At 60.2% G+C, this 11,890-nt stretch carries 9 protein-coding genes and 2 pseudogenes; 2 read left to right on the forward strand and 9 right to left on the reverse strand.

The features are described from left to right. Positions 1–223 precede the first annotated feature (223 nt). A complete protein-coding gene (locus AC57B6_RS12715; RefSeq protein ID WP_496421459.1) occupies positions 224–514 on the forward strand; it encodes a hypothetical protein in 291 nt (96 codons plus the stop codon). Positions 515–1,251: 737 nt separating this feature from the next. Here AC57B6_RS12715 and AC57B6_RS12720 read toward each other — a convergent pair. From AC57B6_RS12720 to AC57B6_RS12755, 8 genes and pseudogenes are all read right to left on the reverse strand, one after another. After that, the gene (locus AC57B6_RS12720) at positions 1,252–2,439 is read right to left on the reverse strand and encodes a DUF4382 domain-containing protein (RefSeq protein WP_496421460.1); all 1,188 of its coding nucleotides are present in this window, start codon (positions 2,437–2,439) and stop codon (positions 1,252–1,254) included. Between the two features lie 94 nt (positions 2,440–2,533). Next, positions 2,534–3,826, reverse strand: coding sequence for a DUF3443 domain-containing protein (locus AC57B6_RS12725; protein WP_496421461.1), 1,293 nt, complete (start codon positions 3,824–3,826; stop codon positions 2,534–2,536). Further along, the gene (locus AC57B6_RS12730; RefSeq protein WP_496421462.1) at positions 3,823–4,284 is read right to left on the reverse strand and encodes a DUF2844 domain-containing protein; all 462 of its coding nucleotides are present in this window, start codon (positions 4,282–4,284) and stop codon (positions 3,823–3,825) included. Before AC57B6_RS12730 ends, AC57B6_RS12725 begins: the two co-directional genes overlap by 4 nt. 277 nt (positions 4,285–4,561) lie before the next feature. Further along, positions 4,562–6,523 (reverse strand): putative bifunctional diguanylate cyclase/phosphodiesterase, encoded by a 1,962-nt coding sequence (locus AC57B6_RS12735; protein WP_496421463.1) that lies wholly within the window; start codon positions 6,521–6,523, stop codon positions 4,562–4,564. A 7-nt stretch (positions 6,524–6,530) separates the two neighbouring features. Next, entirely contained in the window at positions 6,531–7,088 is a 558-nt protein-coding gene (locus tag AC57B6_RS12740; RefSeq protein ID WP_496421464.1) for a YfiR family protein, read from the reverse strand. After that, positions 7,088–9,193, reverse strand: a complete 2,106-nt coding sequence (locus tag AC57B6_RS12745) for a TonB-dependent receptor plug domain-containing protein (RefSeq protein ID WP_496421465.1) — start codon at positions 9,191–9,193, stop codon at positions 7,088–7,090. The genes AC57B6_RS12740 and AC57B6_RS12745 overlap by 1 nt, the downstream gene beginning before the upstream one ends. Before the next feature lie 514 nt (positions 9,194–9,707). Beyond that, positions 9,708–9,923 (reverse strand): annotated as a pseudogene (locus AC57B6_RS12750) (IS3 family transposase); the annotation flags it as partial. Positions 9,924–9,983: 60 nt separating this feature from the next. Beyond that, a pseudogene (locus AC57B6_RS12755) lies at positions 9,984–10,463 on the reverse strand (GGDEF domain-containing protein). Between the two features lie 285 nt (positions 10,464–10,748). On the opposite strand from AC57B6_RS12755, the gene AC57B6_RS12760 reads away from it, so the two are divergent. Beyond that, positions 10,749–11,045 carry a hypothetical protein gene (locus tag AC57B6_RS12760; RefSeq protein ID WP_496421466.1) on the forward strand — a complete coding sequence of 99 codons (297 nt, stop codon included), beginning with the start codon at positions 10,749–10,751 and terminating at the stop codon, positions 11,043–11,045. A gap of 127 nt (positions 11,046–11,172) precedes the next feature. On the opposite strand, the gene AC57B6_RS12765 is transcribed toward AC57B6_RS12760, so the two are convergent. Further along, positions 11,173–11,508 (reverse strand): PDC sensor domain-containing protein, encoded by a 336-nt coding sequence (locus AC57B6_RS12765; RefSeq protein ID WP_496421467.1) that lies wholly within the window; start codon positions 11,506–11,508, stop codon positions 11,173–11,175. Positions 11,509–11,890: the final 382 nt, after the last annotated feature.

Raw genomic sequence — 11,890 nt, forward strand, 5'->3', positions numbered from 1 at the left:
GCCACCTATAACCTGGCGGCAAGCAGTCAATCAGTTCGCCATCCTGTTCGGCGAGCGATTCACCGCCGCCATCAGCTGAGATTTTTAACCGACCTCAGCACACGAAATTCCTGACACCTCCTCGGGGCCTGCAACACAGCGGACTGCACCAAGGCTCAAATGTAGAGCGGCAGCCCATTCCGTTCGTCGCGCCCCTGAAAACCTCGCGAAAGAGGCCTTTTTTATGTCTCGTCACTTGAAACCGTTCGGCATGCTGGTGTTCCTGATGTTCGTATCAGCTTCCCATGGCACGCCCCTGGAAACTGCTGTCATCCGTGTCAGTCTGGTAGTCCAGGAAACTTGTGTGATCCAGTCCGCCCCAGATTCAGCATTGACCACGGGTGCTGACGTGTTGTGTCTGCATGGCGCGCCCTACAGTGTCACGCTCGCATCTCGCGATCCTGAGCAGCCGGTCCCCGCGCCGCGGGTCGCCACTCCCGCCGCTCAGCCGTTGGTCTGGACCGTGACATTCTGAGGTCCGGCTGTCATCCGTTAGCATAAACGACGCAGAAAACGTCACCGTGTCGACAGCCATTGGGTCACCCCTTGAAGAAGGGTGCGCTAAAACCTTCGGTCAGCAAACTTCGTCGACTTGAAAGGGGAACTGTTGGTGATGGCGACGATGTGCAGCGTCCCGGTTTGCGTGCCGCTGCCGCCTCCACTCGCAACCTGAGAGCGCGACTGGTACGAATAAGGCGCAGATGGAAGCCTTCCAGAAGGTGTTCATGGCATCCACCTTGATATTTTGGCATGCGAGGCACAACGACGGCGGGAGTAAATCTATTTTTGGCTCGAAACAAAGCGTAACGCGGCGCGAGCCTCAAAGGCCTAAGCGTACGAGAACGGTATGGAATAGATACTGTGAGAGTTATAATACGTTTTTTCTTGAACCACCGCATCGGGTTGGTCCAATTTCAACCGACTTTTATCAGCGTTTTGCACAACGCAAAAATATTGCATAGGCAGCGAGGCTGTTATTAGCTTTGTGTAAACGGTCAGTTGGCAGGAAACTGCCAGTGGGAGATCGTCGACGCGGCCGTGGCCGTCGGCACCGACGCGGCGACTGGCGACTGGCGACTGGCGCCTGCATCTCACCATCGTCATGGCGGACGTCGCGTCACCATATCGCCCCCCTGCCAATAATATCTCCGTAAGCCCCTCCGCCCCCGCACCGTCAGCCGATAACCGTCAGTACCGGCTGACACGCAACTATCAGAACGAAAAGTTGACGTTGACCGCGCTGCTTGCGCTTACGTCCACCTGCGACGATTTCGGCGAGCCAAGCTCCGGATCGGCCTCAATTGCGTACTTGCCAGCACTGGAACTCACTGCAGCGAGGACAATGGGAAGCGTGCTGCTATACACGCCGTCGTACGCCGGGCTAGACGCAAGCGTCGTTGAATACGCCCCGGAGTCGCCGTTGGCATTCACGGATGTGACTTCGAAGGTGCCGCCGCCCAGCGTCAGCAACGCGCGGATGGTGGCATTGGCCGTCGCGGGTGTCACCGTGCCGCTGACAGTCTGGTCTGCGGAAGCGGGTAGGGAAATCGGTGCAGACGAGTTGGAGATGGCGGTGACCGCGTTTGCGCTGACGGGAACCGACTGGATGACCCCGGTCGCAAAGCCATTTTGTGCAATTACGATGTCATAGTTGCTGCCGGCGCTGCTCTGCGGGAGTGGCGTCAGCGTGAAATTGCCTTTCGAGTCCGCGACGGTGCCGCGAACGACCACCCCGTTCTGCTCTGCCAGCACGGTGGCGCCCGCCTCGGTGGGCGCCACAACACCCGAAATGGACCCGCTTGTCACGGTCGGCGTTGCCGTCACGACCGGCTTGAGGCTATACGTGCCGTTACCGCGTTGAACGATCGATCTGCATGCATTGAAGTCGAGTACCACGTCGGCCAGCGTCGACGGCTGGATAGCGAACTGACCGACCACCTTGTATCCGCTTTGCGTCGCGCTTGGCGTTGAAAGCGCGGTTTCGACGCCGCCGGTCGGAACAACCGAATTCGCCAGTTGTGTACCCGAATTTGCCGCGAGCATCAGACGGATCTGCTGGTAACTGCCTGCAGCCAGCGTCGTCTGTCCCAACTGCTGCAGCGCGCCGTTCGTCAACGACAGCAGGTCGATTTTCTGCGGCGACGCCAGCGTGATGGTGCTCCATCCGGCGTCGCTATCGGCCGCCTGGGCACTTGCGTTGATCCGGACGGCATCGACAGTGACATAGACGTGATCGAAGCCGCATGCGGGGGCATCGGTCATGGTCATGTTGACCGTTCCGCTCGAACTGGTGCTGCCACTGCTTGTGCTGCTGGTGCCACTACCGCCGCCTCCTCCGCAAGCTGCAAGTAGTGCGAGCGCGGGTAAGACTGCCGCTAGGGGTTTCTGCAATCTGATCATTGGAAGCTCCTCCTTGATGTACTAAAAATGCGCGGCAGCTGCGGTCACGTCCTGCTGCCCAGCTCACCGCCCTCGCGGTCACGAACAGAGGGGGTTAGAAGGCGAAATAGGGACCCGGTCCGGCCGGCGTCGCCTTTCCCACGATCGCGGTGTAGACGTTACGTCCATAGAAGAACGGCAGCCCGAGGTCAAACGTGCTCGCCTGCTGCGCGGCGTAGTCGTTCATCGCACTCGCACCAGATCCGACCAGGGCGCCCGCATTGCCGACCTGAAATCCCACCGACGCGCTGGTGCCGTTAAGTCCTTGCACGACCGCCGACAATGAAAGCGCGGTGGCCGGGCAGAAAAACAACGATCCGCCGGAGCATTGTGTGATCGATGTATCGTCAAAAAACAGCGCGTTCGAACCGCTATCGATGAACGCGTAGCTGTATGTCGTTCCCTTGTACTGCGCGGAAAACGTGTTCTGGGTCGGGTCAGTGGTATAGACGGCGGCAGTGCCTAATCCGTTGTTATTCTGTGTGCCGATGCCGAAGACGAGCGAGCCCGCCGTGCTGGCGAGACCACTGGCCGGAACGGCTGGCAACTGCACGATCACGCCGTTGTTATCGGTAGCGAAGTTGCTGACAGGATTGGTCACCTGGGCGCTCAAGGGGGCTTTCGCGGCGCTGCAGCCAGAAGTCGAACAGGCATAGTAGACGTTGTACGCGTGGGTTACGCACGCCGGACAGTCCGCAGACTGCAGGCCAACGCCCAGAATGCCATTCGCGCCTAGGACTGACGGTGAGTTGAGACTCTGGAAACCCTGGCTGGAGCATGACGTAGGCACGCTCGGGTAGGCCGGATCAGAGATGAGCTGGATCGATGTGCCCGGCGCGACTTCGCCAGCCAGCCTGATATCGGCTGTCCTGACCGTGCCCCATGTTGTCCCGGAACCGAACGCGGCACACGTGGCCAGGGCGCTCGTTCCGGAGGCGACCTGCGGCAACGGAATGGAAAGCGCCGACGCGAACAGCCGCAAACCATAGGAGCCGGTGTCGACCAGGACGTTATCTACCGTCTGACAGGCGGTTGAGCCTGGCACACAGACGGTGACGCTTGCCGTCAGCAGGTTAGCAAAACCGTAGGCGTTCGCGCCGACCGAGATCGCCTGCACGTTCTCAACGGCAGACACCGTGGCGGGTGGCGAGGAAGTCGTCGGGGTTGTGGACGTGGATGTGGATGTCGTCGCCGAGCCTCCTGCAGCAGGCGCAGAGGCGGGCGCCGGCGAACTGGTGGTGCCAGTATTTGTGCTACTCCCACCACCCCCGCCGCAGCCGGCGAGGACCAAAGCTGCGACGACCGCTACAAACAGGATGACCTGATTGATACCGTCTTTGCGCGTCATTTAATGTCCTTCAAGTTAACACCAGACGGCACGGCGCCCGGGACGTAAGCGCGACCGGTGTAAGCCCCCATATGTCCTCCGGACTGAACCACAAGAGCAGATGAGGCGACGCCTACCGGTCCGGTACCGCCGTGTGCAGCTCTGAATGCTGCGGTGCCATCTGCCGCGGTTTGCGCATAGTTGCCGAGTAGCGCCTGAACATCCGGCATCAAGGGTCCTTGCCAGGAAACTGCAAAGACGGTCCCGGCTACTGACATGTATTCTCTTACGACCGTGCCGGTGTCGAGCACCATTTGCTGAACCGTATAGTTCCCGCGGGACGACACGCCCCGGCTCGCCATCATCCTCGCCTGGTCCATCTGCACCGATGAAACGCCACCTCCAAGTGCAGCGTGCGCAAGTATGGGCGAGACAAGGGCGGCCGCAATGACCACCCTGCCTGTCCTGAATTCTTTCATATCAATCCCACAAACGATGCCAGATAAAACACATGCTGGCAGGTCAAAGTTGCCGGCGTGCTAACAGCCATCGATATCGCCCGGACGCTGATGAAGGCGCCGACTCGACGCTTTGCGTGTATATCGTCAAATGTTACGGGGACTTTAGAGCCGCCGGGAAGCGACGGACATCTCCCTGCCGCCTGCTGGCTTGACGGATCAGATCGCTGCGCGGGACGACTGGATCCGGTATTTTTTTGGCAAATGAAAGCTGCCGCAGGCCTGCCTGCGCGGGCGCCTACCGTGTAGATACGGGCGCGTGCCGGTGCACATTCTCCGGTCCCTCCGCGATTGCACCAGCGGATGTCAGCAACCCGGTGGCCTGTTCAGCATCTAGAGGACGACTGAACCAGAAGCCTTGCGCCAGGTCGCATCCCGTGCGCATCAGGAACGCCGCCTGGCCGGCGGTCTCGATTCCTTCAGCCACGACCCGCAGGCACAGCGTATGGCCCATGGCGACAATCGCGGACGCAAGCGGTTCGCCATTACCGGGTATCCCCTGCATGAAGCTCCGGTCGATCTTCAGATAGTCGACCGGAAGATTTTTTAGATAAGACAGCGAGGAATAGCCGGTTCCGAAGTCGTCGATGGCAACGTGTACGCCTGCGTGTCGCAGCGTCGCCAGTTGTTGCACAGCGGGGGAAGACGGCTCCATCAACAGCGACTCCGTTACCTCGATTGTCAGCATTGAAGCGGGAACCCCGCACGTAGCAAGCAGCGCGAGCACATCGTCTGTGAATGACAGATCGCGCAACTGACGTGCGGAGACGTTGACCGCGATTTTCAGATCCAGGTAGCCGAGCTCGCGCCATGTCTGGGCCTGACGGACCGCTTTGCGTAACACCACCTTACCGAGCTGCACGATCAGGCCGGTGTCCTCGGCAATGGGGATGAATTCAAGTGGCGGCACCGCGCCGCGCGCGCCATCATGCCAGCGCGCGAGCGCCTCGAATCCGGTAATCAGGCCGCTCGATGGAATAACGAGCGGCTGGTAATGAACGGACAGTTCGTCCCGCTCAAGCGCGCTACGCAAATTCCTCTCAAGAGCATGCCGTGCCAGTGCTCCCCGGTTCATCAACCGGTCGAACACGGCGACCGTATTCTTGCCCTCGCTCTTGGCGTGGTACATGGCAGTATCAGCATGACGCATAAGCTCTGCAGCCGAAGCACCGTCTTCTGGCCATACGCTCACGCCAATGCTCGGCGTGGCGTAGAGTTCCTGGCCGCCGGCGGAGAACGGCGCGTCGAACGCTGACAGAAGTCGCCGTGAGGCCGTCCGCGCATCACGCTGGCCATTCAGTCTCAGGATGATGGCGAACTCGTCGCCGCCAAGCCGGCATACAACGTCATCCGCTTCAGCCACGTGCAACAGGCGGCCTGCGACCTGCGCGAGGAGTTCATCGCCAACGCCATGTCCGAAAGTATCGTTGATCCGCTTGAAGTCGTCGATATCGAGCAGCGCAAGGCCGATTGGGCGATGTCGGGCCAGTCTGCCGCCCAGCGCGAGAGCGAAGCGCTCGTTAAACGCGTGGCGGTTGGGCAACCCGGTTACGGGATCGGTATGCGCCAGGTAATCGAGGCGCGATTCGGCCTCTGCAGCGCGAGCGGCAGTTTTCCTCAGCAGGGGGATCGCCAGGGACAAAGCCGCCAGCGCGACCAGTAACGTCGTAACCGCGTACGTCGCGATGCCGTTAAATACCGAGCCGAGTGTTGCCAGGATCACCACGGTGCCTAGAACGGCCCCCCTGTATTCAACCGGCTGGATCACCTCGATACCCGACATGTCAACGCGATAACTGCTGCTTGTGATTCCGGGGGCGATCCCGACAGGCGGGATCGTGCGCAACCCGCGCCGGCCGGCGCCCTCGTAGGCGCCGACGCGTCGCCCCCTCAGATCGTAAAGCCCTGCTGCGGTTAGCGATGGCGACGACGCCAATGCGTCCAGAACATGGTTGGCTTCATTGATGTCCCCGAATGCGAGCGCGGCCGACGAATTGGCGGCAATAATTCTTGCCTGTACCTCGACGCTGCTGACGAGGCCGCCCAGAAGGAATATCGCCTGTGCCGCAATCAGGGCTACCGCGAAGAATCCAAGAACTACGCCTGCGACAGTATAGGTGGCCCGGGTGGCGTAGCGTGAGCGCCGATCACTGCTGCGCGGTTCAGGAAGTAGCCCGTTCGATTCCGGTTGATTGTCCATGACTGCCTCACTTGTAACGTCTGGCAAGATGCAATAACTGCGAACTGAGGGACAGCCGCGCGCGTCTGATCGCATCCGCGTCGACATCGAAGCGCATCGTGTCGTTGTCCAGCGCGAGCGTGATCTCCGCACCCTCAGCCAGGTGGTCGTCGCCATCGGCGACCACCAGCACTGGCGCGTCGCTAACCGACATCAGCTGTAGGCGCCGACGTCCAGGGTCAGTCGCGTCGATAACCAGCACATCGCACCCGGCTGTTGTCGCAGCAGCATCGAGCCCGCGCACGTGAGCGCGATTCTGGTGGTCGAGTCTGCTTTTGACCGCGAGAAACGGACCACGAATCGGACTGCCCGCGTCGAAACATACGCGTACACTGCCGGACGCCGCAGGACTGTCGGGCGGCCACGTTGTAAAAAGGATGAAGTTGTAGATGAACGCGGCCTTCAGATCCTCCGGGCGCGCCTGCGCAGGTAGCAGTTGCGCATGCAACGTCCCGCCCAGAAAGGACGCGACGACCAGGCATTGCAATGCCCGGCGAACGCCTGCGCAGACCTGACGCACGGCCATCAGTATTGAACCGTCAACCTCAACAGGAACGCGCGACCGTCCTGCTGCAGCGCGTTCTGCACAAATTCGGGACCAGCCGGATCCGCATAGCGCTTGTTGAAAATGTTGTACGCACTCCCCGACAGTGCGGTGTGCGGGGCGACGCGCGGAAGCGCGACCGTCAGGTTCGCAATGCAGAAGCCTCCGACGGATCCGCCCGAGGCTTTCCGCGAACTGGTGCATAGCGCCTCGGTACCAACCCGCACCGCATCGTGAATCAGGGGTTGAAACCAGTTGAGCTTCACCAGATGGCGCGGGGAGTCCTGAAGCGTCAACCCCGTGTCCCTGTCGCGCGCGAGCTGCCACGAGTAACTTGCTCGCAACGTCGCGCCGCTCGCGAATGCCTGCTCGTAAGCCAGCTCGACTCCGCGCGACTCCACGCGGTCGAGGTTTTGGAATACGAGCAGTTGAGAGGCCGGATCAACAGTCTGGGTAATCAGGTTGTCAATATTCGACCGGAATACTGTTACCGTCGCACGCGCATCGTTCGACAGCCGCTGCTCAAGTGCGAACTGCAGCGTATGAATTTTTTCGGATTTCAGCCGGGGATTAGCTTCCTGGCCGCCGGGGCCGGCCTCCTGGTAGTAAAGTTCGTAAGCATTCGGCGCACGAAAGGCGGACCCAAATGAAAGTTTCGCGGTCGCGGCGTCCGTTGCCTTCCAGATCAGCGTAGTTCGCGGGCTGAGCGCCCCGCCTGACGGCGTCACGAAGTCATACCGCAGGCCTACGTTGAGCAGCCACCTCGGCGTAATCGAGAATTCGTCTTCACCATAGAGCCCGGTACGATTGCCGGTCCGGTGATCGTTGAGATACGGGACGAACGGCTCAATGTCGTAGTTCCACTGGTCACGGTGCGCATCACGTGTGAAGTCCGCACCGATCACCATCTTGTGACCGGCAATCGCCTGCGTCACAATCTGCGTATCGACGCCGTACCACTCGGCGTAGCTACCATCGCGATTGACGACGACAGGCGGATAGTCGTACACATAGGACCCCGAGTAATCATAACGCCCCCAGAATACATGGCCGCCGATTTTGGTGGCGCCGGTGATCCAGTGGTCGAAGCCAAGGGTCGCGTAACTCTGCGCGTCGGTAGTCTGCGAGCGAGGGTCGCTGAACACCTGGGCGAATGACGCAGTGGGAATGCCCTTGGTGCGATTCGAATGCGCGAGTGAGACCGTGAAGTCTTCGTAGGAGAATTTGCCGAAGAACTTCTGCGCGTGATCAAAGTCCAGTCCGTCGGCAACGCCGTCATTCTGGTCTGGTGTGTCGAACTCGGGGAAATGGAGATTTTGTCCGGGACTGTCGAGCGCGCTTGCCGCTACAAACAGTTGCGCGCCCTGGTCCCCCTTCCAGCCATAGGTTGCACTTGCGCGCTTTTCACCGAAAGAGCCCGTCTCAACGGTCGCACGCGCGCCCGACGCATCGCGCCCGCTTTTGGTGATCACGTTGATCACGCCAAGGAATGCGTTTGAGCCATAGACCGATGACCCAGCCCCCGGCATATATTCGATCCGAGCAATCGTATCGATATCAAGCAGAAACTCGCTGCCAATCGCGGCCTCGCCGTACACTGCATCGTTGGTCCGGTAACCGTCGATCAGCAGCAGGAAACGCGTATCGTAGTTTCCGGGCCGCAGGATCCCGCGTGCACCCAGATAGGCATAGTTGCGGTCGTACCCGACATAGAGGCCCGGCAACGTGCGCAACGCGTCGGCCAGCGTGCGCCAGCCAAACCGCGCGAAGTCCTTGCCGCTTAATACATAGACGGTCGACGGCGCGTCAGCCAGCGGCTGGTCGAACCGCGAAGCAGTCGTTACATGAACGTCGAGCAACTGCTCAAGTGGCAGCGCGGCCAGGTCGCCCGGTTTCAATGTCGGGCGCTCGGCGTCGTCCGGGGCGTCCGACCCAGGTTCGGGGGCCGTCTCGTCAGCGACACGTTGTAGTGCCGCTAACGAGGCCATCGTCCCATCACCGGCAAAGGCGCGGGCGTGAAAGGCGAGCAGCGCAATGAAACAAAGTGTGGGGCCAGCGTACCGACCGCCAACCCCAGAGACCGTCATGGCATGTCCAGTGTTCGTTCAGGTTTGCATCAGACGGTTCCATCGATAAGGTTCGACGTGAAATACCGGTCTCTGATACGCGTTATGAACTTTAACGGCATACAGAAAGATTTCTTTAGTCATTACCTCGTGCTGCATAAACACATGTAAAGGCAACGGCAGCTTCCGGTAACGCCGACGCTCCAACACTGCGTGCTCGGTATTGCGAGGCCCATAATGTTGGATCTGATCGCAACGTTGTCGGGCAACTGGGGCGGCCGTTCAAGTGCTTCAGGTTCCGGGACCGGGAGTATTGACCGAATTATGAGGACGTTGCGATCCCATTCAGACGGCGTTATCGCTTTTGTGCCCGGGTTCGTTGGGAATGAGGTCGTTTCCGTTACTTCGACGCGGCATCGGGGAGTGAGGCGCCCACGGCTTTGAAAGTCATGCCCTGGATCAAGATACCCTCGACGTCTGCTGGATTGTGAGACGGAGCGCTTGAGGTCGGTCAGAACGCGTGGACGCCAACGGGTTAAGCAGCGACCTGATTCAGATAATATCGCTGCGTGAATGCTACAGGTGACAGGTAATCAAGACGAGCCCGCGTGCGTTGCCGGTTATAGAACGCCTCGATGTATTCGCTGATGGCTCGCCTAGCCTCTTCGCGTGTGGCGAAGCGTCGATGATAGACCAGCTCGCTTTTCAGCGTACCCCAAAACGATTCAATCGGCGCGTTGTCAAAGCAGTCAGGCGCCTGGAGGTAACGCTGACCTTGAAAAGGCTTCGATTACCAGTCCTCAGGCGCTCGTCACTGTTTATCCATCGCCAGCAGTTCACGGCCTGGTTCGCACCCAAAGGACAATAGGAATGAGGTGGTGTCGACCTCGTCGAAGCATACGACCTGGTTTCGCTCGCCACCTTTGGCCTGATATAGCGCAGCATCGACTGCGGCGAAAAGATCCCTGAAATCGCCACGATCGGGCGCGCCCGAAGCGGCAACGCCAATGCTGATGGTCAGCACGCCGAGCGGAGCTGACATCTGCGGAACGGCGAGTTCCAGCACCGCCCCACGGATGTCTTCCACGATCAGAGCTGCGCTTTTCCCGTCGGTGTCGGGCAAGAGGACCACAAACTCCTCACCACCGTAGCGCGCAGCGCTATCGCCTGGCGACCGGATCGTCGACTTAATGCAGCGCGCAACGACCGCCAGCGCTTCGTCGCCCGCAGCGTGGCCCTACAGATCGTTGAATTCCTTGAAATGGTCGATATCGATTAACAGAACGGACAATGGCTGGCCGAGCTGTTTTGCCCACCGCCATTCGGGTTGCGCAACTCGTCAAATCCGCGCCGGTTAGCGATCCCGGTCAGACCGTCCGTTCTGGCCAATGCGCCAAGTTCCTGTTCCGCAGCGAGCCGGCGCTTCAACTGGTGAGAGAACATTAATGTCAGCCCCAAGGAACATCAACGCGAGTGCACTCATCGTCGAGCCGATGACCCATGCGCGTTGTCGCCTGTCAGCATCGATGTTTTCCATAGCCGGAGCGATGTCAAGAATCAAAGGAAATTGGCCGATATGCCTGAAACTGTACCTGCGCTCGATGCCATCGATCGCGGCGGTCCCCCGGAATTGTCCGGCCGGCGACTGCGCGAAGCGGGTATAGTTGGTGGTACCGGTCAGGCTTCTGCCGATGATTTCTTAGTCGTAGGGGTACCGCGTGAGCATCGTGCCGTCGGCCAGCATCAGGGCCATCGTATCGCCGGAACGAAGACTCATTCCGCTGAGCAGGCACCAGGAGTAATCCAGCGGCAGGGTCCCGACGACGACACCGTCAAAACCGCCGTGCTGATCCGTCAGCCTGCGGCTAAGTAGTGTAGGCTCCGTTCGAGAGTTGCGAGCGGTATGGATGGCTGATATAAAGGCCCACGCTCGTCGAGCGCAGATGGACCAGGAAATAGTCCCTGTCAGCGAATTTACCGTGCCGGGGAGGCGTTCCCATTCAATCGAGCACGACATTGCCCTCCCGATCGAGCACGAGGAACGAACCGATTCCCGCCGCCATGGCAGTCCGGCCGAGCAGCAGAGTCTGCTGAATCTGCGGCGCAAGCTTTCTGACCTCTGGGTATTGCAGGGCCTCGATGAGGCTTTTCAGGACAAAGTCGTATGTTTCCAGATGGTGGAAAGTTTCGCGCGCAATGAGCAGCGCAACGTTTTGGGACGCGTCGAGCGCACGATCGGCGGCATCGCGCCGGGACTGCACCAGAAACACCGCGCAGATTACGAACGTCGCGCATACCAGGCAGATATCAGGGCCGATCAGAGCCGGTCGTCGCATGAGAACTGCCCTTGCTCTCGCAGGCCGCGTATTCCGCATCAAAGACCCCAAGGTTCTGTTACAGCCCGCTCGCGGGCTTCGGCTGTCCTCTTCCATCATGCGCGCCCGGTTGCGCCACCGGTACCTTCAGTTAACGGAGGATCGTTGGCGCACTTTAGCGCATCCGGAAAATAAATTCCGTCCGCTCGCAACGACGCTGTCGTAGCACCGCAGCGCCACAGAACCCGTCAGCGTTGCACGCTGCGCGGCGGAAGTTCCCGGCGGCGCTTCCGTCTTGCGGGGCGCAGTCAGGCGTCTCGGCGCCAGCGGGCCGTCGTACATATCCTGATGGCAAAAAGATACCGTCTGTCGGCGGCCCGATTTCATCGCGCCGACGCAACGC

It is taken from the genome of Paraburkholderia sp. BGA-UO-ETr-F12 (assembly GCF_059567945.1).

Coding starts and splice junctions, on each gene's coding strand:
- AC57B6_RS12715 (WP_496421459.1), top strand. CDS start 224: ATGTCTCGTCACTTGAAACCGTTCGGCATGCTGGTGTTCCTGATGTTC.
- AC57B6_RS12720 (WP_496421460.1), bottom strand. CDS start 2,439: ATGATCAGATTGCAGAAACCCCTAGCGGCAGTCTTACCCGCGCTCGCA.
- AC57B6_RS12725 (WP_496421461.1), bottom strand. CDS start 3,826: ATGACGCGCAAAGACGGTATCAATCAGGTCATCCTGTTTGTAGCGGTC.
- AC57B6_RS12730 (WP_496421462.1), bottom strand. CDS start 4,284: ATGAAAGAATTCAGGACAGGCAGGGTGGTCATTGCGGCCGCCCTTGTC.
- AC57B6_RS12735 (WP_496421463.1), bottom strand. CDS start 6,523: ATGGACAATCAACCGGAATCGAACGGGCTACTTCCTGAACCGCGCAGC.
- AC57B6_RS12740 (WP_496421464.1), bottom strand. CDS start 7,088: ATGGCCGTGCGTCAGGTCTGCGCAGGCGTTCGCCGGGCATTGCAATGC.
- AC57B6_RS12745 (WP_496421465.1), bottom strand. CDS start 9,193: ATGACGGTCTCTGGGGTTGGCGGTCGGTACGCTGGCCCCACACTTTGT.
- AC57B6_RS12760 (WP_496421466.1), top strand. CDS start 10,749: ATGCCTGAAACTGTACCTGCGCTCGATGCCATCGATCGCGGCGGTCCC.
- AC57B6_RS12765 (WP_496421467.1), bottom strand. CDS start 11,508: ATGCGACGACCGGCTCTGATCGGCCCTGATATCTGCCTGGTATGCGCG.